25 protein-coding genes are annotated in these 26,108 nt (G+C 68.8%); 17 read left to right on the top strand and 8 right to left on the bottom strand.

Features of this window, described 5'->3' with window-relative positions; genetic code table 11:
- Position 1 precedes the first annotated feature (1 nt).
- From pgeF to SBI67_RS15170, 6 genes are all read left to right on the top strand, one after another.
- Positions 2 to 703, top strand: coding sequence for a peptidoglycan editing factor PgeF (gene pgeF, locus SBI67_RS15195; RefSeq protein WP_318981374.1), 702 nt, complete (start codon positions 2 to 4; stop codon positions 701 to 703).
- Entirely contained in the window at positions 700 to 1,446 is a 747-nt protein-coding gene (locus SBI67_RS15190) for a YggS family pyridoxal phosphate-dependent enzyme (RefSeq protein ID WP_318981373.1), read from the top strand. Before pgeF ends, SBI67_RS15190 begins: the two co-directional genes overlap by 4 nt.
- Before the next feature lie 64 nt (positions 1,447 to 1,510).
- Positions 1,511 to 2,170, top strand: coding sequence for a cell division protein SepF (locus SBI67_RS15185; RefSeq protein WP_318981372.1), 660 nt, complete (start codon positions 1,511 to 1,513; stop codon positions 2,168 to 2,170).
- A gap of 132 nt (positions 2,171 to 2,302) precedes the next feature.
- Positions 2,303 to 2,605, top strand: coding sequence for a YggT family protein (locus tag SBI67_RS15180; RefSeq protein ID WP_090353839.1), 303 nt, complete (start codon positions 2,303 to 2,305; stop codon positions 2,603 to 2,605).
- Between the two features lie 178 nt (positions 2,606 to 2,783).
- Positions 2,784 to 3,605 (top strand): DivIVA-like cell division protein Wag31, encoded by an 822-nt coding sequence (gene wag31 / locus SBI67_RS15175; protein WP_318981371.1) that lies wholly within the window; start codon positions 2,784 to 2,786, stop codon positions 3,603 to 3,605.
- Positions 3,606 to 3,634: 29 nt separating this feature from the next.
- A complete protein-coding gene (locus SBI67_RS15170) occupies positions 3,635 to 4,027 on the top strand; it encodes a hypothetical protein (RefSeq protein ID WP_318981370.1) in 393 nt (130 codons plus the stop codon).
- Here SBI67_RS15170 and SBI67_RS15165 read toward each other — a convergent pair.
- Positions 4,024 to 4,692, bottom strand: coding sequence for a phosphoribosyltransferase (locus tag SBI67_RS15165; RefSeq protein ID WP_318981369.1), 669 nt, complete (start codon positions 4,690 to 4,692; stop codon positions 4,024 to 4,026). The two genes, SBI67_RS15170 and SBI67_RS15165, sit on opposite strands and share 4 nt — an antisense overlap.
- 69 nt (positions 4,693 to 4,761) lie before the next feature.
- On the opposite strand from SBI67_RS15165, the gene SBI67_RS15160 reads away from it, so the two are divergent.
- The gene (locus SBI67_RS15160) at positions 4,762 to 6,117 is read left to right on the top strand and encodes a TIGR01777 family oxidoreductase (RefSeq protein ID WP_318981368.1); all 1,356 of its coding nucleotides are present in this window, start codon (positions 4,762 to 4,764) and stop codon (positions 6,115 to 6,117) included.
- On the opposite strand, the gene SBI67_RS15155 is transcribed toward SBI67_RS15160, so the two are convergent.
- The 4 genes from SBI67_RS15155 to SBI67_RS15140 are packed head-to-tail and all read right to left on the bottom strand — an operon-like array spanning position 6,096 to position 10,351.
- A complete protein-coding gene (locus tag SBI67_RS15155) occupies positions 6,096 to 6,821 on the bottom strand; it encodes a type 1 glutamine amidotransferase (protein WP_318981367.1) in 726 nt (241 codons plus the stop codon). The genes SBI67_RS15160 and SBI67_RS15155 overlap by 22 nt on opposite strands.
- A 7-nt stretch (positions 6,822 to 6,828) precedes the next feature.
- On the bottom strand, positions 6,829 to 8,043 hold the full coding sequence (locus SBI67_RS15150) for a serine hydrolase domain-containing protein (protein WP_318981366.1): 1,215 nt from the start codon (positions 8,041 to 8,043) through the stop codon (positions 6,829 to 6,831).
- Between the two features lie 24 nt (positions 8,044 to 8,067).
- Positions 8,068 to 8,751 carry a response regulator gene (locus tag SBI67_RS15145; RefSeq protein ID WP_318981365.1) on the bottom strand — a complete coding sequence of 228 codons (684 nt, stop codon included), beginning with the start codon at positions 8,749 to 8,751 and terminating at the stop codon, positions 8,068 to 8,070.
- A complete protein-coding gene (locus SBI67_RS15140; RefSeq protein ID WP_318981364.1) occupies positions 8,744 to 10,351 on the bottom strand; it encodes a sensor histidine kinase in 1,608 nt (535 codons plus the stop codon). The genes SBI67_RS15145 and SBI67_RS15140 overlap by 8 nt, the downstream gene beginning before the upstream one ends.
- A gap of 79 nt (positions 10,352 to 10,430) precedes the next feature.
- Here SBI67_RS15140 and SBI67_RS15135 point away from each other — a divergent pair, with 79 nt between their 5' ends.
- The 10 genes from SBI67_RS15135 to SBI67_RS15090 all read left to right on the top strand — a co-directional run bounded on the left by SBI67_RS15135 (position 10,431) and on the right by SBI67_RS15090 (position 23,249).
- Positions 10,431 to 11,411, top strand: a complete 981-nt coding sequence (locus SBI67_RS15135; protein WP_318981363.1) for a Bug family tripartite tricarboxylate transporter substrate binding protein — start codon at positions 10,431 to 10,433, stop codon at positions 11,409 to 11,411.
- Positions 11,412 to 11,449: 38 nt separating this feature from the next.
- Complete coding sequence (locus SBI67_RS15130; RefSeq protein ID WP_318981946.1) at positions 11,450 to 11,896, top strand: tripartite tricarboxylate transporter TctB family protein; 447 nt, start codon at positions 11,450 to 11,452, stop codon at positions 11,894 to 11,896.
- The gene (locus tag SBI67_RS15125) at positions 11,897 to 13,420 is read left to right on the top strand and encodes a tripartite tricarboxylate transporter permease (RefSeq protein WP_318981362.1); all 1,524 of its coding nucleotides are present in this window, start codon (positions 11,897 to 11,899) and stop codon (positions 13,418 to 13,420) included.
- On the top strand, positions 13,417 to 13,809 hold the full coding sequence (locus SBI67_RS15120) for a universal stress protein (RefSeq protein WP_318981361.1): 393 nt from the start codon (positions 13,417 to 13,419) through the stop codon (positions 13,807 to 13,809). The genes SBI67_RS15125 and SBI67_RS15120 overlap by 4 nt, the downstream gene beginning before the upstream one ends.
- A 118-nt stretch (positions 13,810 to 13,927) precedes the next feature.
- Entirely contained in the window at positions 13,928 to 14,323 is a 396-nt protein-coding gene (locus SBI67_RS15115) for an NINE protein (RefSeq protein WP_318981360.1), read from the top strand.
- On the top strand, positions 14,313 to 14,717 hold the full coding sequence (locus tag SBI67_RS15110; RefSeq protein ID WP_318981359.1) for a DUF2752 domain-containing protein: 405 nt from the start codon (positions 14,313 to 14,315) through the stop codon (positions 14,715 to 14,717). Before SBI67_RS15115 ends, SBI67_RS15110 begins: the two co-directional genes overlap by 11 nt.
- An 82-nt stretch (positions 14,718 to 14,799) precedes the next feature.
- Positions 14,800 to 19,347, top strand: coding sequence for a glutamate synthase large subunit (gltB, locus tag SBI67_RS15105; RefSeq protein ID WP_318981358.1), 4,548 nt, complete (start codon positions 14,800 to 14,802; stop codon positions 19,345 to 19,347).
- A complete protein-coding gene (locus SBI67_RS15100) occupies positions 19,340 to 20,842 on the top strand; it encodes a glutamate synthase subunit beta (RefSeq protein WP_318981357.1) in 1,503 nt (500 codons plus the stop codon). The genes gltB and SBI67_RS15100 overlap by 8 nt, the downstream gene beginning before the upstream one ends.
- 88 nt (positions 20,843 to 20,930) lie before the next feature.
- Positions 20,931 to 22,352, top strand: coding sequence for a pyruvate kinase (pyk, locus tag SBI67_RS15095; protein WP_318981356.1), 1,422 nt, complete (start codon positions 20,931 to 20,933; stop codon positions 22,350 to 22,352).
- A 27-nt stretch (positions 22,353 to 22,379) separates the two neighbouring features.
- Entirely contained in the window at positions 22,380 to 23,249 is an 870-nt protein-coding gene (locus SBI67_RS15090; RefSeq protein ID WP_318981355.1) for an acyl-CoA thioesterase II, read from the top strand.
- 59 nt (positions 23,250 to 23,308) lie between these two features.
- On the opposite strand, the gene SBI67_RS15085 is transcribed toward SBI67_RS15090, so the two are convergent.
- The 3 genes from SBI67_RS15085 to SBI67_RS15075 form a co-directional block, all read right to left on the bottom strand.
- A complete protein-coding gene (locus tag SBI67_RS15085; RefSeq protein WP_318981354.1) occupies positions 23,309 to 23,794 on the bottom strand; it encodes a DUF4190 domain-containing protein in 486 nt (161 codons plus the stop codon).
- Complete coding sequence (locus tag SBI67_RS15080) at positions 23,791 to 25,308, bottom strand: ATP-binding cassette domain-containing protein (protein WP_318981353.1); 1,518 nt, start codon at positions 25,306 to 25,308, stop codon at positions 23,791 to 23,793. The genes SBI67_RS15085 and SBI67_RS15080 overlap by 4 nt, the downstream gene beginning before the upstream one ends.
- A partial coding sequence (locus tag SBI67_RS15075; RefSeq protein WP_318981352.1) for an ATP-binding cassette domain-containing protein occupies positions 25,295 to 26,108 on the bottom strand: 814 nt, incomplete at its 5' end. The genes SBI67_RS15075 and SBI67_RS15080, both read right to left, overlap by 14 nt.

Genomic DNA, 26,108 nt, shown 5'->3' with positions numbered 1-26,108 from the left:
CGTGCCCGTACGGGTTCGGCGGGTCACCACCACCCGCGGGGGCGGTGTCTCGCGGCCACCGTATGACTCCTTCAATCTCGGCGACCACGTCGGCGACGATCCGGCAGCGGTGTCGGCCAACCGCACGCGGTTGGCCGACGCCATCGGCGCCGAGGCCGTCGTCTGGATGAATCAGGTCCATTCCGACCATGTCGTGGTGGTCGACGGCGACCCGGGTTCGCCGGTCGACGACACCGACGCGTTGGTGACCACCACGCGGCGGTTGGCCCTGGCGGTGCTGTCCGCCGACTGCGTCCCGGTGCTGCTGGCCGACGCGCGCGCCGGCGTCATCGGTGCGGCGCACGCCGGCCGGGTCGGCGCCCAACGCGGCATCGTCGCGCGCACCGTGGAAGCCATGGTCGGCCTGGGCGCCACGGTCGCCGATATCTCGGTGCTGCTCGGGCCGGCGGTCAGCGGCCGCAACTACGAGGTGCCCGCCGCCATGGCCGACGATGTCGAGGCCGCCCTGCCGGGTAGTCGCACCACCACCGCCAAGGGCACCCCCGGTCTGGACATCCGGGCCGGAATCGCCAGACAACTCACCACATTGGGGATCACCGCCATCGATATCGACCCGCGCTGCACCGTCGAGGACCGTCAGCTGTTCAGTCATCGACGCGGGGCACCCACCGGCCGGCTGGCGTCGTTGGTGTGGATGGAATGACCGACCAGACGCATCGCGACGTGGAATTGGCCGGATCACTGGCCGCGGTTCGGGCGCGGCTGTCCGCCGCCGCCGAGGCGGCCGGCCGCGATGTCCGCGATATCGAATTGCTGCCGGTCACCAAATTCTTCCCAGCCTCCGATGTGGTGATCCTGCATCGGTTGGGCTGCAATGACTTCGGCGAATCGCGTGAGCAGGAGGCGGCCAAGAAGGTCGACACCGTGGCCGCGCAGTTCCCCGGCGAGCGGATCCGCTGGCACATGATCGGCAGCATCCAGCGCAACAAGGCCCGCGCGGTGGCCCGCTGGGCCTACGCGGCGCATTCGGTGGACAGCGCCCGGCTGATCGCGGCACTCGGCGGTGCGGCAGAACAGGAGATGGCGGCGGGCCGGCGCACCGAGCCGCTGCGGATCTACCTGCAGATCAGCCTGGACGGCGACCCCGCCCGCGGTGGGATTCCGATCGGCGCGCCCGACCAGGTGCTGGAACTGGGTGCCGCCGCCGATGCCATCGACGCGCTGGAATTCGCTGGGCTGATGGGCATTCCGCCGTTGGGCTGGGATGCCGAAGACGCATTTGCCCAACTGGCCGCCGAGCGTGACCGCGTGCAGCGGTCGTTCGCCCACCGGCTGGGCCTGTCGGCGGGCATGTCCGGGGATATGGAGATAGCTGTGCGACACGGATCGACGTGTGTGCGTGTCGGTACCGCGTTGATGGGGCAACGCCCGCTAACGTCACCCTGAGTAGTCACTCCAGTCACATCTTCATCACAGACACCACAGACATCAGCAGCAGAAGGGGCAGGCGATGAGCACACTGCACAAGGTCAAGGCCTACTTCGGTATGGCGCCGATGGACGACTACGAGGACGACTACTACGACGACGAGCGGCCCGCGCGCAGCTACGCCCGCCGCGGCGCCGAGGACCGCTTCGAGGACGAGGGTTACGGCCGGGAGCACCGCGACAGTCGCGCGTTCGACGATCGCGGCCCGCGCGAATACGAGCGCGAGATGGACATGGCGCCGGGTGGCTACCGCGGCGGATACGACTCACCGCGATTCGAAGGCCGGTTGCGCGCCCCGCGCGAGTTCGACCGTCCCGCGCCGCGGTTCCCCGCCGCCGCCACCCGTGGTGCGCTGGCCATGGAGCCGCGCCGGATGGCCGAGCTGTTCGAGGCCGGCAGCCCGTTGGCCAAGATCACCACGCTGCGCCCCAAGGACTACAGCGAGGCCCGCACCATCGGTGAGCGGTTCCGCGACGGCACGCCGGTGATCATGGATCTGGTGTCGATGGACAACGCGGACGCCAAGCGCCTCGTCGATTTCGCGGCCGGGCTGGCGTTCGCCCTGCGTGGCTCGTTCGACAAGGTGGCCACCAAGGTGTTTTTGCTCTCGCCGGCCGATGTCGACGTGACGGCCGAGGAGCGGCGCCGGATCGCCGAGGCCGGCTTCTACTCCTACCAGTAGGAGCGGGCGCCCGGCAGCTGCCGGGTAGGCTGATTTCGCAGGGGCTTTCCATGACCTTTTCGTGGGGTTTTCCGAGGGTCCCGCTCCCATCGGTTCGCAATCGTGTTTCCGCCGTAGTGAGGTCGGCTTCAGTTGGCGCTGTTCTTCGAAATCCTGGGTTTCGCGCTGTTCGTGTTCTGGCTCCTGCTGATCGCCCGCGTGGTCGTGGAGTTCATCCGGTCGTTCAGCCGGGACTGGCACCCCAAGGGGGTCACGGTGGTGATCCTCGAGCTCATCCTGTCCGTCACGGACCCGCCGGTGAAGCTGCTGCGTCGACTGATTCCGCAACTGACCATCGGTGCGGTGCGCTTCGACCTGTCCATCATGGTGCTGTTGCTGGTCGCCTTCATCGGCATGCAGCTGGCCTTCGGGGCCGCGGCCGGATCGGCCGGCTGAGGCCCGTCCGCAACCCCCTGGCAGGCCGGCTACCAGCGGAGAAGATTGAAATTAGCTCTTAATTATCAACCTCCTCTGCAACCGCCGGGTCTGCTGTGACAGGATGGACGCCAGTTACTCGTACCTACGCTTTACACTTTGAAACCGGTTGACGGTCCAGACTTCAAGGGGGCAGACGATGCCGCTCACACCAGCCGACGTTCACAACGTCGCATTCAGTAAGCCGCCCATCGGTAAACGCGGCTACAACGAGGACGAGGTCGACGCGTTCCTCGACCTGGTGGAGAACGAGCTCACCAGGCTCATCGAGGAGAACGCCGACCTGCGTCAGCGGGTGTCCGAGCTCGACCAGGAGCTGGCCGGCGCCCGCGCGGGCGGTGCCCAGCCCACCCAGTCCATCCCCGCCTACCAGCCCGAGCCCGAGCCGGAGCCCGTGGTGCAGCAGCCGGTCTACGAGGCGCCGCAGCCCGTCGTCCAGGCGCCGGCCGCTCCGGTCTCAGAAGACCACCACGTGCGGGCCGCCAAGGTGCTCAGCCTGGCCCAGGACACCGCCGACCGGCTCACCAGCTCGGCCAAGGCGGAGTCCGAGAAGCTGCTCTCCGACGCCCGTGCCCAGGCCGACGCCCTGGTCAGCGAGGCGCGCCACACCGCGGAGACCACGGTCGCCGACGCCCGCCAGCGCGCCGATGCGCTGTTGTCGGACGCCCAGACCCGGTCCGAGACGCAGCTGCGTCAGGCCCAGGAGAAGGCCGACGCCCTGCAGGCCGACGCCGAGCGCAAGCACTCCGAGATCATGGGCACCATCAACCAGCAGCGCACGGTCCTGGAAGGTCGCCTCGAGCAACTGCGCACCTTCGAGCGCGAGTACCGCACCCGTCTGAAGACCTACCTGGAATCGCAGCTCGAGGAGCTCGGCCAGCGTGGTTCGGCCGCCCCGGTGGATACCGGTGCGGCCAACGATTCCGGCGGCTTCAACCAGTTCAACCGCGGAAACAACTGACCGGTCCGACAACCGGCTAAGTTCGATCAATGTTGATCATCGCGCTCGTCCTTGCCGTCATCGGCCTGGCTGCATTGGTGGCCGCCGTCGTCACCAGCAACGAGCTGATTGCCTGGGTCTGTATCGGTGCCAGCGTGATCGGTGTGCTGCTGCTCATCGTCGATGCGTTGCGGGACCGGTCGCGCCGTAACGCCGACGACGCCGACGATGACGCCGTGACCGACGGCGACGCCACCGGCCAGGAAGCCGAGACGGCGGTTCAGGATTACCCGGACGAGGAGACGGCCGAGGCTCCGGAAGCCGTCGAGGCGGAAGCGGAGTCGGGTCTGGCGACCGAGGCAGAATCCACTGACGCAGAGCACGGCGCCGCCGACACAGCGAGCGATGCCGACACCAAGAGTGACGTGGAGCCCAAGAGCTAGGTCGGGGTCGCCAGCAGCTGGCGCACTTCGTCGTCGCCGGTCTGCCGGAAATCGTCGTACAGCTGGCCGACAGCGCTGAAATCCGGCGGGGTGCATACACACAGCACGGCGTCCGCCTCGGCGCGCAGCGCGCGGCAGGTCGATTCCGCACCCACCGGCACGGCCACCACCACCGATTCGCATCCGGCTGCCCGCACGCCGCGCACGGCAGCGAACATGCTGGCACCGGTCGCGACCCCGTCGTCCACCAGGATCACCGTGCGGCCCGCCAGCTCCGGTGGCGGCCGGTCACCGCGGTACACGCGCTCCCGGCGGCGCAGCTCGGCGGTCTCGGCCCGGATCGTCGCCTGAAGTTGGCTGTCACTGACGTCCAGGCTGCGTATCACGTCCGTGTTGAGCACCAGCCCGCCGCCGCCGGCCAGCGCTCCCATCGCGAGCTCGGGCCAGTCCGGCGCCCCGAGCTTGCGCACCAGAAACGCGTCGAACGGGGCGTGCAGGGCAGCGGCTACCTCCCAGCCCACCGGGATCCCGCCCCGGGCCAGCCCCAGCACCAGCACATCGGTGCGTCCCCGGTAGGACGCAAGGAGTCCGGCCAGGGCCCGGCCGGCATCGCGGCGGTCGGCGAACCTGCCCAATCCGGTTCGGCGGCGGAGAACCTTTTTCATCGCGGTAGTTTCGATGGGGACAGCACCAGCGTAGGACCAGATACCCCGACAGCGAAGGGGGCAATCACGATGGGCATCGAGTACCACAGCGTGGTCGACCATCCGCTCGACGTCGTCTTCGACTGGCACACCCGCCCGGGCGCCATGCGGCGGCTGGTGCCGCCGTGGCAACCCATGACGGTGGTCTCCGAGACATCGTCACTGGCCGACGGCCGGGCGGTGCTGGGTTTGCCGGGCGGACTGCGCTGGGTGGCGCGCCACGACCCGGCCGCCTATGACCCGCCGCACCGCTTCGTCGACGCCCTGGACTCCGACGGGCCGCGGTCCTGGCCGGCCCGGGTGGTCGGGCAGTGGCGGCATACGCACGAGTTCGCCTCGGCCGGACCGGGTTCGACGCGGGTATTCGACCGGGTCGACACCGTGGTGCCCGCTGCGGCGCTGCGGCCGATGTTCGTCTACCGGCACGCCCAACTCGCCGACGACCTGGCGGCCCACCGTGATGCCACCGCGGCGGGCCTGGGTTCGCTGACCGTCGCCGTCACCGGCGCCGGTGGCCTGGTCGGGTCGGCGCTGACGGCGTTCCTGTCCACCGGTGGCCACCGGGTGATCCGGTTGGTGCGCCGTTGCGCGACCGGACCGCAAGAGCGGCAATGGGATCCGTCGTCGCCGGATCCCGGACTGCTGGCCGGTGTGGACGCGGTGGTGCACCTGGCGGGTGAATCCATTGCGGGGCGCTTCACGGCCGAACATCGAAAGGCCATCCGGGACAGCCGGATCGAGCCGACGCGGGCGTTGGCCGAGCTGGCCGGCCGGACCCTTGACGGCGGACCGAAGGTGTTCGTCGCCGCCTCGGCGGTCGGGTTCTACGGGTATGACCGCGGCTCGGTCGAGCTGGACGAAAGCAGCGGCCGCGGTGCCGGTTTCCTGGCCGACGTGGTGGCCGACTGGGAGGCCGCGACCGGCCCGGCCGCGGCGGCGGGCCTGCGCGTGGTCAATATCCGCACCGGCGTGGTGCAATCGGCCGCCGGCGGTACGCTGCGGCTGCTACGGCCACTGTTCGCGGCGGGGCTCGGCGGCCGGTTGGGCAGCGGCGCGCAATGGTTGTCGTGGATCGGCCTGGACGACCTGCTCGACGTCTACCACCGCGCACTCTACGACGAGCGGCTCACCGGGCCGGTGAACGCCGTGGCGCCCGAACCGGTGACCAACGCCGAGTACACCGCCGCGCTGGGCCGGGTACTGCACCGCCCGACGCTGCTGCCGGTGCCGTCGTTCGGTCCCCGGCTCCTGCTGGGCGAACAGGGCGTGCGTGAGCTCGCCGAGGCCGACCAGCGGGTGCGCCCCGGTGTGCTGCTCGAGCTGGGGCACCGGTTCCGCCGCCCCGGTATCGAGGCGGCGCTGGCTCATGAACTGGGGCACGGCTGACGGGCCACCTCGGTGAGGAACCCGTCGACCAGAGTGCGCACCCGCGCTACCGTGTCGTCCTTCAATTGCGCCGTGCGGAAAAGTATTTCGTCATGGTCGAGGCCGTGGCCGATCACCTCCCCGTCGCGGTCACCGGCCAGCCACAAGGCCAGCAGTCCGTGATCGATCTCGGGGTGGAACTGCAGCGCCAGGGCGCGGCCCAGCACGAATGCCTGTGATGCGTTGGCGGTCCTGGCGACCTCGATCGCGCCGGGCGGCAACGTCCAGCGGTCGAAATGCCATTCGAACCACGGGCCGGCCGGCACCAGGTCGGGTCGGTCGGTGCTGATATCGGTCCAACCGATCTCGGCCACCGGCGCCCGCGACACCGAGCCACCGAACGCCTGCGCGATCAATTGGCCGCCGAAGCACACGCCGAGCACGCCAACCCCGGCATCGGCGGCGTCGTGCAACAACTGGGTCTCCGCGCCCACCCAGGTGCGGCGCAGCGCTTCGTCGTAGACCGGCCACCGCGCCCCCAACGGGACGATGACGTCGTAGTCGGCAGCGGCGGGGAAGCTCACCTCGCAGGCGGGGTCCTCGATCCGCTCCGCCGGCACCACCTCGAAGGTGTGCACGTCGAAACCCTGCTCGGTGAACGCCTCACCGAGCAGGGCCTCGGAAGCCAGGTGTTCGTTGTAGAGGAAGAGGACCTTGGATGCCACCGCGTCATTATTTCGCCGGTGGCACCGGCGGCGCATCCCCGGGTGCCAGTTCGGCACCGATCCTGCGGAACAGTGTCTCGGCTTCGTTGCGGTAGTCGCCCTGATCGTCGAACGCGTCGGGGGCGAAGGTGACCGCGACGGCGACGGCGATCTTGCGTGCCGGCAAGTACGCCTCGGTGGCCGCGTAGCCGGCGAACATCGGGTTCTGCATCAGCCAGTTCCCCGAGATCACCAGGCCCAGTCCGTAGGTGTAGCCGTCGTTCATCGCCGCGCACGTCGTGCAGCCCGGTTGGGCGTGGGTGGTGCCGCGCAGCGCGGTGGACACCATCGCCCGGTAGGAGTCGGTGGACAGCAGTCGACCCGAGCCGATCCCGACGGCGGTGGCCTCCAGGTCGTAGATGTTCGAGGTCTGGATGGCGCCGTGCGTGAGGGTCCAGGACGGATCCCAGAAGGTGGTGTCCTCGTAGAACGCGGTGCCCGCGGGAATCTGGAGGGCCGCTCGGCGCTCGGAACTGAACGCGTGCAGCACCGGGGCCGGGATGGCCGGGGTGTCGGCGTCGGCGGTGCTGGTCAAACCCAGTGGGCGAAGCACTTTCTCGGACAACAGTGTCGGCATGTCCATCCCAGTGGCCTTCTCCAGCGCCAGCCCGAGCAACACGTAATTGGTGTGGGCGTAATTCCAGTTGGTGCCTGGCTCGTAGAGCAGCGGCTGGTGCACCGAGAAATCCAGCAGTTCCCGGGCTGTCCAATGCCGGAACGGATTTGCGTACAGAGCCTCGTTCATGGCGGTGTTGCCGATGACGTAGTCGACGTAACCGGAGGTCATCTGGGCAAGCTGGCGCAGGGTGACGCGGTCGGCATGCGGAACGTCTGGTAGCCAGGTGGCCAGCTTGTCGTCGAGGCCGACTTTTTTCTCCTCGACGAGGATGAGTAGCAGTGTCGCCACGTACGAGATCGCCACGGCGCCATTGCGGAAATGCATGGCAGGAGTGGCCGGGACACCGGTCATCGACTCGCCGACCGCCTTCGTGAGCACTTCCCTGCCGCCGACGGTCACCCGCACGATCACCGCTTTGAGGTGCGCCTCGGTCATCGTGTCGCGCACGATCCGCATGATGGCGTCGGCCTGCGCACCGCCGGCCTCGGGTGCGGCCGGTTGGATCGTGGGCGCGCAGCCGGCGACCACCAGCGCCAGGGCGAGCGCCAGACATCGCCGCACCATGCGGGGATCCTATCGGTGGTCGGGCTATCCGGGGTTCGATCGCTGATCGGCGCTGCGGTAGCGGCGTTCGGGGCGGCCCGCGCCGTACTGCAGGCGCAGTTCCAGCAGGCCGGTGCTCAGGTAGTGCTCCAGATAACGACGGGCGCTGACCCTGGAGATGCCCACCAGATCGGCGCACTCGGCGGCGGACACCTCGTCGGCGGTGCGCACCGCGTCGAGCACCAGCTGACCGGTTTCGGCGCCGAGGCCTTTCGGTAGCACGGCCGTCGGGACGGGGGCGGCACCGCTGAACAACGCGTCGATCATCGACTGGTCGGCACCGCCGTCGGCGGCCAGTGCTTCGGCGCGGGCCGCGAACCCCGCGAGTTTGGCGCGCAGCTGGTCGAATTCGAACGGTTTGATCAGGTAGTCGGCCGCGCCGCCGTCCAGCGCGCCGCGCACCGTGTCCAGCTCCCTGGCCGCGGTGATCATGATGACGCCGACCCGGTTGCCCTCCGCGCGCAACCGGTGCAACACCGCCAGGCCCGACATATCGGGCAGGTACACGTCCAGCAGGATCAGATCCGGCCGCAGCTCTGCGGCGGCGTCCAACGCCTCGGCGCCGGTGCGGGCCACCCCGACCGGCCGGAAACCGTCGATCCGCTCGACGAACCGGCGGTGAATCTCGGCGACCATGAAATCGTCGTCGACGATCAGCACGTCACGCATGGGCCAGCCGCACCACGAACGACGCGCCGCCGCCGGGCGCGTCCTCGATCTCGACGTGCCCGCCGTGCTGGGTGGTGACCAGCCGGACCAGGGCCAGCCCGATACCGCGGCCGCCGGGGACGTCAGGTTTGGAGGTCACCCCTCGTGCGAACAGCGATTCGCGCAGGTGCGGTGGCACCCCCGGCCCGGAATCGGTGACGGTGATGGTCAGGCCGTCGTCGTCGCGCACGGTCACGTGCACCTCGGCCCGCGGCGCGCCCACCGAGGCGTCCACGGCGTTGTCGATCAGGTTGCCCAGCAAGGTGATCACGTCGGTGGCCGTGGCCGGCGGCAGTGCCCGCAGCCGGCTGTGCGGGTCCAGCACCAGGGTGACCCCGTTCTCGGCGGCCAGTGACGTCTTGGCGATCAGCAGCGCGGCCACCGCCGGATCGGAAACTCGTTGGGTGACAGCATCGTTGATCTCGGCACGGCGACGGGTCAGGGTACCGACGAGTTCGTGCACGGCGTCGTACTCGCCGAGCTGCACCAGTCCGGAGATGGTGTGCAGCTGATTGGCGAATTCGTGGGTCTGTGCACGCAGGGTGTCGGTGACGCTGCGATGCGAGGACAACTGCGCTTGCAGCGCCGCCAATTCGGTGCTGTCACGCATGGTGGTGACGGTACCGATGCGCCTGCCCTGGCTGTTGGCGGCCCGCCGGTTCAGCGCCAGCACATGGCTGCCGGTGGCGATGATCGCGTCGTGGCCCTCCTCACCCGACATCAGGAAGTCGACCACGGCTTGTCCCAGTCCCAGTTCGTCGACCCGTCGGCCCACCGCGTCGGCGTCCAGTCCGAGGAGTTCCTGGGCGCTGTCGTTGAGCACGGTGACCACCCCGTCGGGGTTGACGGCCACCACACCCTCACGGATGCTGTGCAGCAACGCTTCTCGATGGTCGGCCAGTCCCGCGATCTCGGTGACCTCCAGCCCGCGGGTGTGGCGCTTGATCCGGCGGGACAGCAGCCAGGACGCGGCCAGCCCCAGCACCGCCCCGAGTCCCAGGTAGAGCAGTAGCCGTTCGCCGGCGCCGCCGAGCAGCTCCCACACGGTGGGGTAGCGCTCGCTGACCGAGACGATGCCCAGCACCGCGCCGCTGGCGGCCAGGATCGGCACCTGACCGATCAGGTTTCGCACACCGGCGATATCGCCGTCGCCGAACCATGCCCGACCCTCGTCGGCCAGGCTGATGTTCAGGTCCATGCGAGCACCGATCCGGTCGGGATCCGAGGACACCCGCACCACCCCGGCCGGGTCCAGGATCTCGGCCAGGCCCGCTCCGGACAGCGCCACGGCGCGGTCCACGTCGGGCGCCAGGACCTGGCCCATGAACGGGTCGGTCCAGTGCTTTTCGACGCGGTCCCGCACGATCGGGGTGGACGCCACGTTCTCGGCGACCGCGATCATCCGCTGGCCGCGGACATCGCGGAACTCCCGGATGGACTGGGCCACCGATACCGCGGCCACCGCGATCAGCACCACCGCCACCACCAGCAGCTGGAACAGCAGGAACTGGCCGGCCAGACTTCTGCCCTTGAACGGCGGCTTCGTGAACTTAACGACCACAACTTCCTTTGCGAACTCATGCGTGACCCACGTCACCCGATGGGTCCAGTATTGCCGAACATCACATCGACGATGGGGGATGACCGTGCGTTCCAGAGCGGGACTGGCCGTGCTGCTGGTGGCGGCGCTGCTGTTGACGGCCTGTGGGGTGACCCGCGGTGAGCAGACCACCGGGCTGCACCGGCTGCGGATGATGGTGCCCAACAGCCCCGGCGGCGGATACGACCTGACCGCGCGGACCGCGGTGAAGATCATGGAAGACACCGATATCACCGGCCGTGTCGAGGTTTTCAACGTGATCGGCGCGGGCGGCACGGTGGCCATGGCCCGCCTGATGAACGAAAAAGGCAACGACGACCTCATGATGATGATGGGGCTCGGGGTGGTCGGCGCGACCTACACCAACGGTTCGACCGCGCGAGCCTCGGATGCCACCGCGCTGGCGAAGATGGTGGAGGAGCAGGAAGGCATTCTGGTCCCGGCCAATTCGCCGTATCGGACGATGGCCGATTTCGTCGCCGCCTGGAAGGCCGACCCGGCGCGGATGACCGTCGGCGGCGGATCGTCGCCGGGCGGACCCGATCACCTGTTCCCGATGGAGACCGCCCGCGCCGTCGGCGTCGACCCGAAACGGGTCAACTACATCACCTACGACGGCGGCGGTGATCTGTTGACCGCGCTGCTGGGCGGCAAGATCGCGGTCGGCACTTCGGGTTTGGGGGAGTACGTCGATCAGATCGAGGCCGGCCAGGTGCGGGTGCTGGCCGTGTCGGGCACCGAACGCGTCGAGGGCATCGACGCGCCCACCCTCACCGAGGCCGGGATCGACCTGACCTTCACCAACTGGCGCGGGGTGCTCGCCCCGCCCGGAATCTCCGACGACGCCCGCGACGCCATGGTGCGGGCACTGACCGACCTGCATGGCACCGACCAATGGAAGGAGGCGCTGGTGCGTAACGGCTGGAGTGACGCGTTCCTCACCGGCCCGGCGTTCGAACAGTTCCTCGCCGACCAGGATCACCGGGTGTCGACGACGCTGACCGAGCTGGGTCTGCTGTGAAGACCGTCGACCGCTCGCAATATCTGATCTGCGTCGTCATGGTGGCCGTCGGCGGGTTCCTGATCGTCGACGCGCTGCGACTGACCGCCGGTTTCGCCAAGGTGGATCCGGTGGGGCCGAAGTTCTTTCCGATCGTCATCGGCATCGGACTGATCCTGCTCGCGGGCGCGCTGGGCATCGCGATCGAGCGCGGATCGGTCGGGCAGATGGAGGGCGGCGAGGACGTCGACCCGGACAGTCCTGCCGACTGGCGCACCGTCGGGTTGCTGGTGGCGCTGTTCGTGGGCGTCATCGTCGCCGTCGAGCCGCTGGGCTGGGCGATCACCGGCGCCTTGCTGTTCGCCGGTGCGGCAACGATTCTGGGCAGCCGGCATTGGGTGCGCAACCTGGTGATCGGCACGGTGCTGGCGGTCGGCAGTTTCTACGCGTTCTACTCCGGGCTCGGAATCCCGCTGCCCGCAGGCATTCTGGACGGGATCCTGTAGATGGAAAACTTCAACTGGCTGTTGCAGGGGTTCGCCGAGGCGGCCACCCCGATGAACCTGGTGTACGCGATGATCGGCGTGCTGCTGGGTACCGCCGTCGGCGTGCTGCCCGGTATCGGCCCGGCCATGACGGTGGCGCTGCTGCTGCCCATCACCTACAACGTCAGCCCCAGCGCGGCGTTCATCATGTTCGCCGGCATCTTCTACGGCGGCATGTACGGCGGGTCGACCACCTCCATCCTGCTCAACACCCCCGGTGAGTCGTCGTCGGTGATCACCGCGATCGAGGGCAACAAGATGGCCAAGGCCGGGCGCGCCGCGCAGGCCCTGGCCACCGCCGCCATCGGGTCGTTCGTCGCGGGCACCATCGGCACCGTCCTGCTGGCCGCGTTCGCCCCGGCGGTGTCCCGGTTCGCGGTCACCCTCGGAGCCCCGTCGTACCTGGCGATCATGCTGTTCGCCCTGGTCGCGGTGACCGCCGTGCTGGGCGAATCGAAACTGCGCGGAGCCATCTCACTCCTGCTCGGGCTGGCCATCGGCATCATCGGGATCGACTTCATGACGGGACAGCCGCGCGCCACCTTCGGGTTGCCGCTGTTGTCCGACGGGATCGACATCGTGGTCGTCGCGGTGGCCATCTTCGCACTCGGTGAGGCGTTGTGGGTGTCTGCGCATCTGCGTCGCCGGCCCGCCGACGTGATCCCGGTGGGACGACCGTGGATGAGCCGGTCGGACTGGAAGCGGTCCTGGAAGCCGTGGCTGCGCGGCACCGCCTACGGTTTCCCGTTCGGTGCCCTGCCCGCCGGCGGCGCGGAGCTGCCGACGTTCCTGTCCTATATCACCGAGAAGAAGCTGAGCAAACATCCCGAGGAGTTCGGCAAGGGTGCCATCGAAGGTGTCGCCGGCCCGGAGGCGGCCAACAACGCCTCTGCGGCAGGCACTTTGGTGCCCATGCTGTCGCTCGGCCTGCCGACCAACGCCACCGCCGCGGTGATGCTGACGGCGTTCGTGTCCTACGGCATCCAGCCCGGACCCACGCTGTTCGAGAAGGAACCGCTGCTGATCTGGACACTGATCGCCAGCCTGTTCATCGGCAACTTCCTGCTGCTGGTGCTCAACCTGCCGTTGGCCCCACTGTGGGCGAAGCTGCTGCGCACCCCACGGCCGTACCTGTATGCCGGCATCCTGTTCTTCGCCACCCTCGGCGCGCTGGCCGTCAACGTGCAGCCGCTGGACCTGGCCCTGCTGCTGGTGTTCGGCCTACTCGGGTTGATGATGCGCCGGTTCGGGCTGCCGGTGCTGCCGCTGATCATCGGGGTCATCCTGGGCCCGCGGATCGAGCGGCAGCTGCGCCAGAGCCTGCAGCTGGGCGGCGGTGACTGGGGCAACCTGTTCACCGAGCCGGTGGCCATCGCGGTATACGTGTGCATGCTGCTGTTGATCGCGCTGCCGTTGATCCTGCGCCTGGTGCGCAAGCCCGCCGGCAGCGCGGATCGTGACCTGGAAGAGAAGGCCAACGCATGATCGTCATCGGTTACACCGCGGACCAATTCGGCCAGGCCGCGCTGGAGCACGGCCTCCGCGAGGCCCGGCTGCGCGATGCCGACGTGCTGGTGATCAACGCGACCAAGGGGGAGGCCTTGGCCGATCCCGGCTTCGCCCAGTCCGGCGCGCTGCACCACCTGGAGGAGCACCTCGCGGCCTCCGGCGTGCGCTACCAGGTGTCACAGCCGGTGGGGGCGGACCCCGTCGACGAGCTGCTCGACGCGATGGACCGCCCGGCGGCCGAGTTGTTGGTGATCGGCATCCGGCACCGTAATCCAGTGGGAAAGCTGTTGCTGGGCAGTGTGTCTCAGCAGCTGCTGCTGGAGTGCCGCAAGCCGGTGCTGGCGGTGAAACCCGCCGACGGCTGAGGCCGGTCGTCATCGGCACACCAAGCGGTTGCCGCGCGACAGTCGCTCGGGGGCGGGCAATCGCCCCATAACCCACGTACTTCACTATCGGCCAGTCGATCTCTGGCATCCTGAATCCATGACCGAGCAGCCGCCCTATGGTGTCGATCCGGGCAGGATCCCGCCGCCCCCGCCGGGAGGAGCGCAGTATCCGCCGCAGTACCCCCCGCCCTACCCGCCCCCGGGTGCCTATTACGACCCGACGGCGCCCTACGGCCGGCACCCGCTGACCGGGGAGCCCTATTCGGACAAATCCAAGGTGGTCGCCGGCCTGCTGCAGTTGCTCGGCCTGTTCGGATTGGTCGGCATCGGCCGCATCTACCTCGGTTACACCGGCCTGGGTATCGCCCAATTGCTGGTCGGCCTGGTCACCTGCGGGTTGGGTGCGGTCATCTGGGGCATCATCGACGCTGTCCTGCTGCTCACCGACAAGGTCCGCGACCCGCAGGGCCGCCCCCTTCGCGATGGAACTTAAGGTTCCGTCGGCATCGAAGCCGGTACTCATCGGCACCGGCGTGGCCGTGGCCGGCAGTCTGGCCTATATCGGTCTCGCCGACCCGCACAAGCCGGGCTTCCTGTTCCCCGGCTGCCCATTCAAGCTGCTGACCGGCCTGAACTGCCCGGCCTGCGGTGGTCTGCGGATGACCCATGATCTGCTCACCGGCAATATCGGGGCCGCGGTCGTCGACAACGTCTTCCTCCTGGTCGGTCTGCCCCTGTTGCTGGCGTGGCTGGTGGTGCGATGGCGACGGGGCCAACAGCTGATGCCGGTTGCGGCCACCGTCACGGTCGTCGTGGCGGCCGCCGTCTGGACCGTGGTGCGTAACTGGCCGGGGTTCCCGCTGGTCCCCACGCTTTCGGCTGGGTAGACGGGTGTCTGCGCTGATACACTGACTTTTCGGGCCGACGCAGTCCCTGCACATCATCTCCAAGACTGCGGAGGTACCTCAGTTGCTGTTCTCGGCACTCCCCGACGCGCAGGGTCTCTACGACCCGGTCAACGAATCCGATTCATGCGGCGTCGCCATGATCGCCGACATCCAGGGGCGTCGTTCGCACGCCCTGGTGACGGATGCGCTGGACGCGTTGGAGAACCTGGAGCACCGCGGTGCCGTCGGTGCCGAACCCAACACGGGTGACGGCACCGGGATACTGCTCCAGCTTCCCGTCGAATTGCTCAGGGCTGTTGTCGATTTCGAGCTCCCCGGGCCGAACGAGAAGGGCGAGAACACCTTCGCCGCCGGTATCTGCTTCCTGCCGCAGGACCCCGTCGAACGCGCTACCGCCAGAGCTGACATCGAGGCGATCGCCGTCGAGGAGGGCCTGAACGTCCTTGGCTGGCGCGAGGTTCCGGTCGACCCTGCCGGTGCCGATGTCGGCGCGAGCGCGGTCAGCTGCATGCCGTACATGGCGCAGCTTTTCGTCGCCGCACCGGGGGCCCGCATCGGTGGCCTGGATCTGGACCGCCGGGTGTACCCGCTGCGCAAGCGGGCCGAAACCGGGCAGGTGTACTTCCCGACGCTGTCCAGCCGCACCATGGCCTACAAAGGCATGCTCACCGAGAAGCAGCTGCCGCTGTTCTTCCCCGATCTGCGCGACGAGCGCTGTAACAGCGCCATCGCGATTGTGCACAGCCGTTTTTCCACCAACACCTTCCCGTCGTGGCCGCTGGCGCACCCGTTCCGGTTCGTCGCGCACAACGGTGAGATCAACACCGTCCGCGGCAACCGCAACCGGATGCACGCCCGCGAGGCCAAACTGGCCAGCTCGCTCATTCCCGGTGACCTGAGCCGCCTTTCGCCCATCTGCGCCAACGAAGGCTCGGATTCGGCGTCGTTCGACCAGGTGCTCGAACTGCTGCACCTCGGCGGGCGCAGCCTGCCGCACGCCGTGCTGATGATGATCCCCGAGGCCTGGGAGAACAACACCACGATGAGCCCGCAGCGACGGGCCTTCTGGCAGTTCCACGCCTCGCTGATGGAGCCGTGGGACGGGCCGGCCTGTGTCACCTTCACCGACGGCACCGTCGTCGGTGCGGTGTTGGACCGCAACGGTTTACGGCCGGGACGCTGGTGGCGCACCATCGACGACCGCATCATCCTGGCCAGCGAGAGCGGCGTGCTGGACGTGCCGAGCGGCGAGGTGGTGGCCAAGGGGCGGCTGGAACCGGGCAAGATGTTCCTGGTCGACACGGCCGCCGGCCGTATCGTCTCCGATGACGAGATCAAAGATCAGCTCGCCTCCGCCGAGGCGTACGACGAATGGCTGCACGCCGGTCTGCTGGATCTCAAGACCCTGCCGGATCGGGCTCGGGTGCAACCCAATCACGAATCCGTGGTGCGCCGGCAGGTGTCGTTCGGCTACACCGAGGAAGAGCTGCGCCTGCTGCTGACCCCGATGGCCGCCTCCGGGGCCGAGCCGCTCGGTTCGATGGGCACCGACACCCCGACGGCCGTGCTGTCGCAGCGGTCCAGGTCCCTCTACGACTACTTCGTGGAACTGTTCGCGCAGGTCACCAATCCGCCGCTGGATGCGATCCGGGAGGCCGTGGTGACGTCCATGGGGCGCGTCATGGGGCCCGAGCAGAACCTGCTGGAACCCACTGCGGCGTCGGCGCGCCAGATCATGCTGAGCTGGCCGGTGCTCGACAACGACGAGCTGAACAAGATCGTGCACATCAACGACGACGGTGAGCAGCCTGGATTGCGCACGGCGGTGCTGCGGGCCCTCTACGACGTGGAGCGCGGTGGTGAGGGGCTGGCCGAGGCATTGGAGGACCTGCGGGCCCGGGCCTGCGACGCCATCGCCAAAGGTGCCCGCACCCTGGTGATCTCGGATCGCGATTCCGATCACCGCAAGGCGCCCATCCCGTCGTTGTTGGCCGTGTCGGCGGTCCATCATCACCTGGTGCGCACCAAGGAGCGCACCAGTGTGGCCCTGGTGGTGGAAAGCGGGGATGCCCGCGAGGTCCACCACATCGCCATGCTGATCGGTTTCGGTGCGGCAGCGGTCAACCCGTACCTGGCCTTCGAATCGATCGAGGACCTCATCCGCGAGGGTGAGCTCACCGGTATCGAACCGGCGGCGGCGGTGCGCAACTACCTCAAGGCGCTCGGTAAGGGCGTCATGAAGGTGATGAGCAAGATGGGCATCTCGACCGTCGCGTCCTACACCGGCGCGCAAGCCTTCGAGGCCATCGGCATCGACCGCGAGGTCATCGACGAGTACTTCACCGGCACCCCGATGCAGCTGGGCGGCGTCGGACTGGACGTGCTGGCCGAAGAGGTGCGGTTCCGGCATCGCCGGGCCTACCCGGAGAACCCCACCGAGCGGGCTCACCGCCGGCTGTCGGTGGGCGGTGAGTACCAGTTCCGCCGCGACGGCGAATTGCACCTGTTCACCCCGGAAGTCGTTTTCCTGCTGCAGCATTCGACCCGGACCGGACGGCGGGACATCTTCGCCAAGTACTCCGAGGAGGTGAACCGGCTCAACCGTGAGGGCGGCGCCCTGCGCGGGCTCTTCGAGTTCAAGAAGGGGGTCCGGCCACCGGTCGCCCTGGAGGAAGTGGAACCGGTCGACGCCATCCTGGCCCGGTTCAACACCGGTGCGATGAGCTACGGATCCATCTCGGCCGAGGCGCACGAGACCATGGCCATCGCGATGAACAACATCGGCGGTCGCTCCAATTCCGGTGAGGGCGGGGAGGACGTCGACCGGCTCTACGACCCGAAGCGTCGCAGCGCCGTCAAGCAGGTGGCCTCGGGCCGGTTCGGCGTCACCAGCGACTACCTGGTGAACGCCACCGACATCCAGATCAAGATGGCCCAGGGGGCCAAACCGGGTGAGGGCGGCCAGCTTCCGGGCTACAAGGTGTACCCGAACATCGCCAAGACCCGGCACTCGACGCCGGGCGTCGGGCTCATCTCACCGCCGCCGCACCACGACATCTACTCCATCGAGGACCTGGCGCAGCTGATCCACGACCTCAAGAACGCCAACGACCAGGCCCGTATCCACGTGAAGCTGGTCAGCTCGGTCGGGGTCGGCACCGTCGCCGCCGGGGTGTCCAAGGCGCACGCCGACGTGGTGCTGATCTCCGGGTACGACGGCGGAACCGGTGCGGCGCCGCTGACCAGCCTCAAGCACGCGGGGGCGCCGTGGGAGATCGGCCTGGCCGACACCCAGCAGACCTTGGTGCTCAACGGGTTACGCGACCGCATCACCGTGCAGTGCGACGGTGGTATGCGCACCGCACGGGACGTGATGGTGGCCGCGCTGCTCGGCGCCGAGGAGTACGGGTTCGCCACCGCACCGCTGGTGGTGGCCGGCTGCATCATGATGCGGGTCTGTCACCTCGACACCTGCCCGGTGGGTGTGGCCACCCAGAACCCGGAATTGCGGGCCCGATTCAACGGCAAACCGGAGTTCGTGGAGAATTTCTTCCGGTTCATCGCCGAGGACATCCGGACCTATCTGGCCGAACTCGGCTTCCGCAGCCTCGACGAGGCGATCGGCCGCGTCGAGGTCCTCGACACCGCGGACGGTGTCGCGCACTGGAAGAGCCGCGGTCTGGACCTCAGCCCGATCTTCGCGCACCCCACCGATCCGCACGGCGCCAAGCTGACCCAGCGGCGCCGCTTGCGCGATCAGGACCACGGACTGGAGCGAGCGCTGGACCAGACACTGATCCAGCTGGCCGAAGGCGCGCTCGAAGACGCCCATCCGGTCCGGCTGGAACTGCCGGTGCGCAACGTCAACCGCACCGTGGGCACCCTGCTGGGCGCGGAGGTGACCCGTCGTTACGGCGCCGCCGGGCTGCCCGACGACACCATCCACGTCACCCTCACCGGTTCGGCGGGACAGTCGATCGGCGCGTTCCTGCCGCCCGGCATCACCCTGGAACTCATCGGTGACGCCAATGACTATGTGGGCAAGGGTCTTTCGGGCGGTCGGGTGATCGTCCGGCCACCGGACGACGTGCTGTTCCTGCCGGAGGACAATGTCATCGCAGGCAACACGCTGGTGTTCGGCGCCACGTCCGGTGAGGTGTTCCTGCGTGGACGGGCCGGTGAACGGTTCTGCGCCCGTAACTCCGGTGCGCTGGCGGTGGTGGAGGGCGTGGGCGACCACGCCTGCGAGTACATGACCGGCGGACGGGTGGTGGTGCTGGGGGACACCGGCCGCAACATCGGCGCGGGCATGTCCGGCGGTATCGCCTTCGTGCTGGGCCTGGACCCGGCGAAGGTGAACACCGAGATGGTGGAATTGCAGCGTCTGGAACCCGAGGACCTGAGCTGGCTGCACGACGTCGTCGCACGGCACGCGCAGTACACCGACAGCACGGTGGCGCGGTCGCTGCTCTCGGACTGGCCGCGGCGCAGCGCCCAGTTCACCAAGGTCATGCCGACCGATTACCAGCGTGTCCTGCAGGCCACCCGGATGGCGAAAGCCGAAGGGCGCGACGTGGACACCGCGATCATGGAGGCGAGCCGTGGCTGATCCCACCGGATTCCTGAAGGTCGTCAAACGGGAGGCGGCCAAACGCCCCGTCGACGAACGTGTCGGCGACTGGCGCGAGGTCTACGAGTCCCAGGAGCCCCGCAAGCGTGCCGCCGAGGTGTCCCAGCAGGCGCGCCGCTGTATGGACTGCGGTATCCCGTTCTGCCACTCCGGTACCGCGGGCTGCCCGTTGGGCAACCTCATCCCGGAATGGAACGACCTGGTGCGCCGAGGCCGTTGGGACGCGGCCATCGACCGGTTGCATGCCACCAACAACTTCCCGGAGTTCACCGGCCGGTTGTGCCCGGCGCCCTGCGAGGCGGCCTGCGTGCTGTCCATCGCCGACGAGCAGACCGGTGGCAGCGTCACCATCAAACGGATCGAACAGACCATCGCCGACCAGGCCTGGCTGGACGGCAGCATCGAGCCGCAGCCCGCGGCGATCTCGACGGGCAAGAGCGTCGCCGTTGTCGGCTCGGGTCCCGCGGGACTGGCCGCGGCCCAGCAGCTCACCCGCGCCGGCCATCACGTCACCGTCTACGAACGCGATGACCGGATCGGCGGGTTGATGCGGTACGGCATCCCGGAGTACAAGCTGGAGAAGTCGACGCTGAACCAGCGGCTGACCCAGATGCGAGCCGAGGGAACGCGTTTCGTCACCGACTGCGAAGTGGGTGTGGACCTGTCGGTCGAGCGGCTGCGTGAACAGTACGACGCGGTGGTGCTCGCCGTGGGTGCGCTGCGTGCCCGCGACAACGATGTCGAGGGCCGCCACCTCAACGGGGTGCACCTGGCGATGGAACACCTGGTGCCGGCCAACAAGGAATGCGAGGGCGACGGCGCCTCCGAACTGTCGGCCGCCGGCAAGCACGTGGTGATCATCGGCGGCGGCGACACCGGCGCGGACTGTCTGGGCACCGCGCACCGGCAGGGGGCGCTGTCGGTGACCCAGCTGGACTACAACCCGGCGCCACCGGAACTGCGCGACGAGTCCGTGAGCCCGTGGCCCACCTGGCCGCTGGTGCTGCGGACCTCGCCCGCCCACGCCGAGGGCGGCGCGCGCCGCTTCGAGGTCGCCGTGCAGCGCTTCGTCGATGACGGCCGCGGCAACGTGCGCGCCATGGAGATCGCCGAGGTCAAGGTCGAACGCGACGCCAACGGGCGGCGGATCATCACCCCGGTCGGCGAGCCGCTGGAAATCCCGTGTGATCTGGCCCTGCTGGCCATCGGCTTCGAAGGCGTCGAGCACATGGCGCTCCTGGGCGGGCTGGACCTGACGCTGACCAAACGCGGCACGCTGTCCTGCGGTTCGGACTGGCAGACCGATGCACCCGGGGTGTTCGTGTGTGGGGACGCCCACCGCGGCGCTTCGTTGATCGTGTGGGCTATCGCCGAAGGGCGCAGTGCCGCGCATGCGGTGGACGCGTTCCTGATGGGCGAATCCGACCTGCCGGCACCGGTGCGGCCGGGCACGCTGCCGCTCGCCGCCGTCTAGCGCCGTCTCGATTTCGAGCGACCCGGCCTGACCCGGGTCTATCCGTTCTGAATGGTCTTCTGAATCGATCATGACTATGCTCCGAGACGTGAATAGACGCGGAAAAATCGTCTGTACCCTCGGTCCCGCCACCGGCACCGACGAGATGGTGAAAGCCCTGGTCGAAGCCGGCATGGACGTCGCCCGGCTGAACTTCAGCCACGGTGAGCATTCCGACCACGAAGGCAACTACCGGCGTGTCCGGGCGGCATCGGATGCCGCCGGACGCGCGGTCGGCGTGCTCGCCGACCTGCAAGGACCGAAGATCCGGCTGGGCCGGTTCGCCACCGGCGCCACCCTGTGGCAGGCCGGTGAGACGATCCGGATCACCGTCGAAGACTTCATGGGCACCCACGACCGGGTGTCCACCACCTACAAGCAGCTGGCCAACGACGCCGCCCCGGGCGACCGCCTCCTGGTCGACGACGGCAACGTCGGACTGGTCGTCGAACACGTCGACGGCAACGACGTCGTGTGCACCGTCACCGAGGGCGGCCGGGTCAGCAACAACAAGGGCCTGTCGCTGCCCGGCATGAACGTCTCGGTGCCCGCGTTGAGCGAGAAGGACATCGCCGACCTGGAGTTCGCGCTGCAGCTGGGCGTCGACCTGGTCGCCTTGTCCTTCGTGCGCTCTCCGGCCGATATCGAGCTGGTGCACGAGGTGATGGACCGGGTGGGGCGCCGGGTGCCGGTGATCGCCAAGCTGGAGAAGCCCGAGGCCGTGGACAACCTCGAGGCCATCGTGCTCGCCTTCGACGCCATCATGGTGGCCCGCGGTGACCTCGGTGTGGAGCTGCCGCTCGAAGAGGTGCCGTTGGTGCAGAAGCGGGCCATCCAGATGGCCAGGGAGAACGCCAAACCCGTCATCGTGGCCACCCAGATGCTGGAGTCGATGATCGAGCACTCCCGGCCCACCCGCGCCGAGGCGTCCGACGTCGCCAACGCCGTGCTCGACGGTGCCGACGCGGTGATGCTCTCGGGGGAGACCTCGGTGGGCAAGTACCCGTTGGAGACGGTGCGCACCATGGCGCGCATCGTCGCGGCCGTGGAGGACAACTCGACCGCTGTTCCGCAGCTGACCCACACACCGCGGACCAAGCGCGGCGTCATCTCCTACGCCGCACGCGATATCGGTGAACGGCTGGACGCCAAGGCGCTGGTGGCGTTCACCCAGTCCGGCGACACCGTGCGCCGGCTGGCCCGGCTGCACACCCCGCTGCCGCTGCTGGCCTTCACCCCGCTGCCCGAGGTGCGCAGCCAGCTCGCGCTGACCTGGGGTACCGAGACATTCATCGTCCCGCACATGGCGACCACCGACGACATGATCAAACAGGTCGACGAGTCACTGCTCGGGTTGGGCCGGTACAAGCGCGGTGACCTGGTGGTCATCGTCGCGGGTGCCCCACCCGGCACAGTAGGCTCGACCAACCTGATCCACGTGCACCGGATCGGCGAGGACGACCACGCGTAGCCACACGCGCAGACCAATGGGGGACTTTTGTCGGCAGAGCACTTGCAGGAACTGCTGACGGTCCTTGACCTCACCCCGGACGGGGCGAACCCGGACAGGTTCACCGGAACCCACCCGAGCATCAACCCGGTCCGGACCTTCGGCGGCCAGATGATGGCCCAGGCGTTCGTCGCCGCCGGCCGGACCGTGCCCGCCGGGCTGCCGCCGACCACGTTGTCGATGCATTTCATCGCCGGCGGCGACCCGACCAAAGACCTGGAATTCACCGTGGTTCGGCTGCGCGATGAGCGCCGGTTCGCCAACCGCCGGGTCGATGTCACCCAGGAAGGCGCCCTGCTGGGTACCGCGCTGGTATCGCATCTGGCCGGCGGCCGCGGTCTGGAGCACAACGCCGAGTTCCCCGATGTGCCGCACCCGGACACGTTGCCCACCATCGACGAACTGCTGGTCGGATACGAGGAGACGGTGCCGCTGTTCGTCGCCGCGCTCAAACCCATTCAGTGGCGCTACACCAACGACCCGGCGTGGGTGATGCGCGACAAGGGCGGGCAGCTGGATCACAACCGGGTGTGGCTGACCGCCGACGGGCCGATGCCCGACGATCCGGTGTTGCACGCCGCGGCCCTGGTGTATTCGTCGGACACCACGGTGCTCGACCCGATCATCACCCGGCACGGGCTGTCGTGGGGATTCGACCGGATCTTCGCGGTGACGATGAACCACACCGTGTGGTTCCACCAATCGGTGCGGTTCGACGACTGGATGCTGTACGCGACGTCGTCACCGGTGGCGTCGGACTCCCGGGGCCTGAGCAATGGGCACTTCTTCCGCGCTGACGGACAGATCGTGGCCACGGTGATGCAAGAAGGCATCATCAAGTACTTCCCGCCGCGCTAGCACCTCGATCGGCGGCGCTGCTGTGCTCGACGGTCTGCAGCCGGCCCGGCGCTGGGCAGCTAAGGCTTGGGCGTGATCGTCACGCCGTAATCGGTTTCGACCTTGTCGCGGAAGTTGTTCTCGCACTGCACCTGTGCGGCCCGGTCGTTGCCGGCCTGCTCCATGCAGCTCACATAGTCGCCGATGCCCAGCTGGGAGAAGAACCCGATCCAGATCGGGATGAACACCAAACCCAGCACGATTGCCAACGCGCCCAACACGATTCCCGAGACGGCCAGCCCGCCGTTGGTGGCCTCGCCGCGCTTGACGCGGCCCCGGGCCAGGAAACCGATGATCAGCGCGACCACTCCCAGGATGATTCCGCCCGCGATGGTCCAGGAGAACAACAGTCCCAGCACCGCGAGGATCAGCGCGGCGATGCCCAGTCCGTTACGCGGCGTCAGCGGCGGCGGCGGATAGCCGGCGTAGGGCTGCGGTGGTGGCGGTGGATACGAGCCCGGTTGCTGCCCTGGGTATTGCTCGCCGTACGGCCCGAAGGAGCTCATGACTGGTCAGGGTACCCGCCGGCGCGTAACTGCACTGCCGGACAGGCGATGTCCGCGGGCAGGTGATGGGTCGCGACGACGACGGTGCGTTCGGGGCCGAACAGGGCGCCGGGGGTGAGCAGCCCGTGCAATAACCGGTCGCTGTCGGCTTCGTCGAGATGCTCGGTCGGCTCGTCGAGCAGCACCACGGGAAACTGCGATATCAGCGCGCGGGCCAGCAGCAGCCGCCGGCGCTGCCCGGCCGATACCGCCGCCGCGCCGCCGGTGAGGATGGTGTTCAGCCCGTCGGGCAGACCGGTGAACCAGTCGCGCAAGCCCACCCGGTCCAGCGCGGTCAGCAGCTCGTGATCGGTCGCATCACCGCGCGCCACCAGCAGGTTATCCCGCACCGTGGTGTCGAACAGGTGCGCATCCTCGGCGAAAAATGCCGCGGTCAGCGGATTTTCGGGATACTCACCGGCAATTTTCATCAACAAGGTGGTCTTACCGCTGCCGCTGGGCCCCAGCACGGCCAGCCGTTCGCCGGGATCGAGCACCACCTCCGGTGTTTCCGGCCGCCGGCGGTCATCCGGGGTCGCGTCGGTGATCTCACCGATGCGCCGGGCGGCCATCCTGGCCCGCACCAACGCCACCGCGGCCGCGGGCAATGCCGCCGTCGCCTCGAATGCGGACAGCGGCACCAGCATCAGGATGGCCAGCGTGGTGGGTGCGGTGACCGGTGCCAGGTTGATCCCGATCACCGCCGCCGAGAGCACCGCGGCCCCGACGGCGGCGGTGGATGCCGCGGCGGCCAGCGCGTTGGGCGTCGCGGCCCGGTCCAGCTGTCGGCCCCAATGCCGTTGTTGGCGTTCGGCTTCGGCGATCACCTCGGTAATTCGCCCACCCACCCGCAACTCGGCCGCGTGCTCCAGGGCCAGCATCGCCGCGGTGTCCCTGGCGCTGTGATGCTGCGCGGCCAGCCGCTCGGCCGATGTGCCGGCCCGGCCCGCCAACCACGGCGCCACCACCCCGGCCAACACGAGGCAGCCGGCCAGCACCACTGCGGCCACGGGTGCGATCAGCGCGATGATCGTCACGGCCGCCCCCGACAGCAGCACGGCCACACACGCGGGCAGCACCGCCCGGACCAGCACATCGGCCAGTTCGTCCACCGAGCTGCCGACCCGCTCCACCAATTCACCGCTGTGCAGGCGCAGCGCGGTGTCGGGCGGCAGCTCGGTCAGCCGGCGGTACAAGCCGACCCGGGCGGCGCCGGCCGACCGTAAGGCCGTGTCGTGGATGGCCAGTCGTTCGCAGTAGCTGAACACACCGCGTGAGATGCCCAGCGCACGCACCGCGACCACCGCGACGGTGAGGTCCAGCACCGGGGGCATCTGCCAGGCTCGGGTGATCAGCCAGGCCGACACCGTCGCCAGGGCCAGCGCACTGCCCAACGCCAGGGTGCCGAACAGCACCGCCAGCAGCAGCCGCGGCAGGCGCGGACGCAGCAGATGCAGCACGTCACGAGGGGACATGGGCGGCACCTCCCACGGTGACCACGCGGTCCGCCGCGGCCAGCACCGGCGCGCGGTGCCCGATCATCAGCACCGTCGCCCCCGCCTGCGCCCGCGCACCGATCGCGGCCAGCACCCGGCGTTCGGTGCCGGCATCCAGGTGTGCGGTCGGCTCGTCGAGCAGCAGTACCGCGGCTGCCGAACCCAGCGCGCGGGCCAACCCCAACCGCTGCCGCTGACCCAGCGACAGGCCCACCCCGTCGCGCCCGAGCCGGGTCTCCAGGCCGTCCGGCAGGGCGGCCAGCACCTCGTCGAAACCCGCATCGCGGCAGGCGCTTTCCAGATCGGTCAGCGGTCCGAACAGTTCCAGGTTGGCGCGCACCGTGCCGGGCAGCAGCACCGGTCGCTGCGGCAGCCAGGACACCTGGGGCCACCACGTCTGTGGATCGGCATCGGCGATGTCGGTGTCCCCGATGAGCACCCGGCCCGAGGTGGCCGGGGTGAGCCCGAGGATGACGTCGAAGGCGGTGGACTTGCCCGCGCCGTTAGGCCCGGTGAGCACGGTGACCTCGCCGGGGATCGCGCGGGCGGTCAGCCGGTCCGGTGCCGGACCGTCGCGGCCGACGACGGTGACCTCCTCCAAGACGATGGTGCGGTCGTGCGGTGTCCTGGTCCCAAGATCAACCCCCGTCGCTCCGCTCGCCCCGAGATCAACCCCCGTCGCTTCGCTCGCCCCGAGATCAACCCCCGTCGCTTCGCTCGCCCCGAGATCAACCCCCGTCGCTTCGCTCGCCCCGAGATCAACCCCCGTCGCTTCGCTC

This window comes from Mycolicibacterium chengduense (genome assembly GCF_033741155.1).
GTDB lineage: Bacteria > Actinomycetota > Actinomycetes > Mycobacteriales > Mycobacteriaceae > Mycobacterium.
Note: the sequence above shows the minus strand (reverse complement) of the source record. Positions and strands in the feature narration are given on the sequence as shown.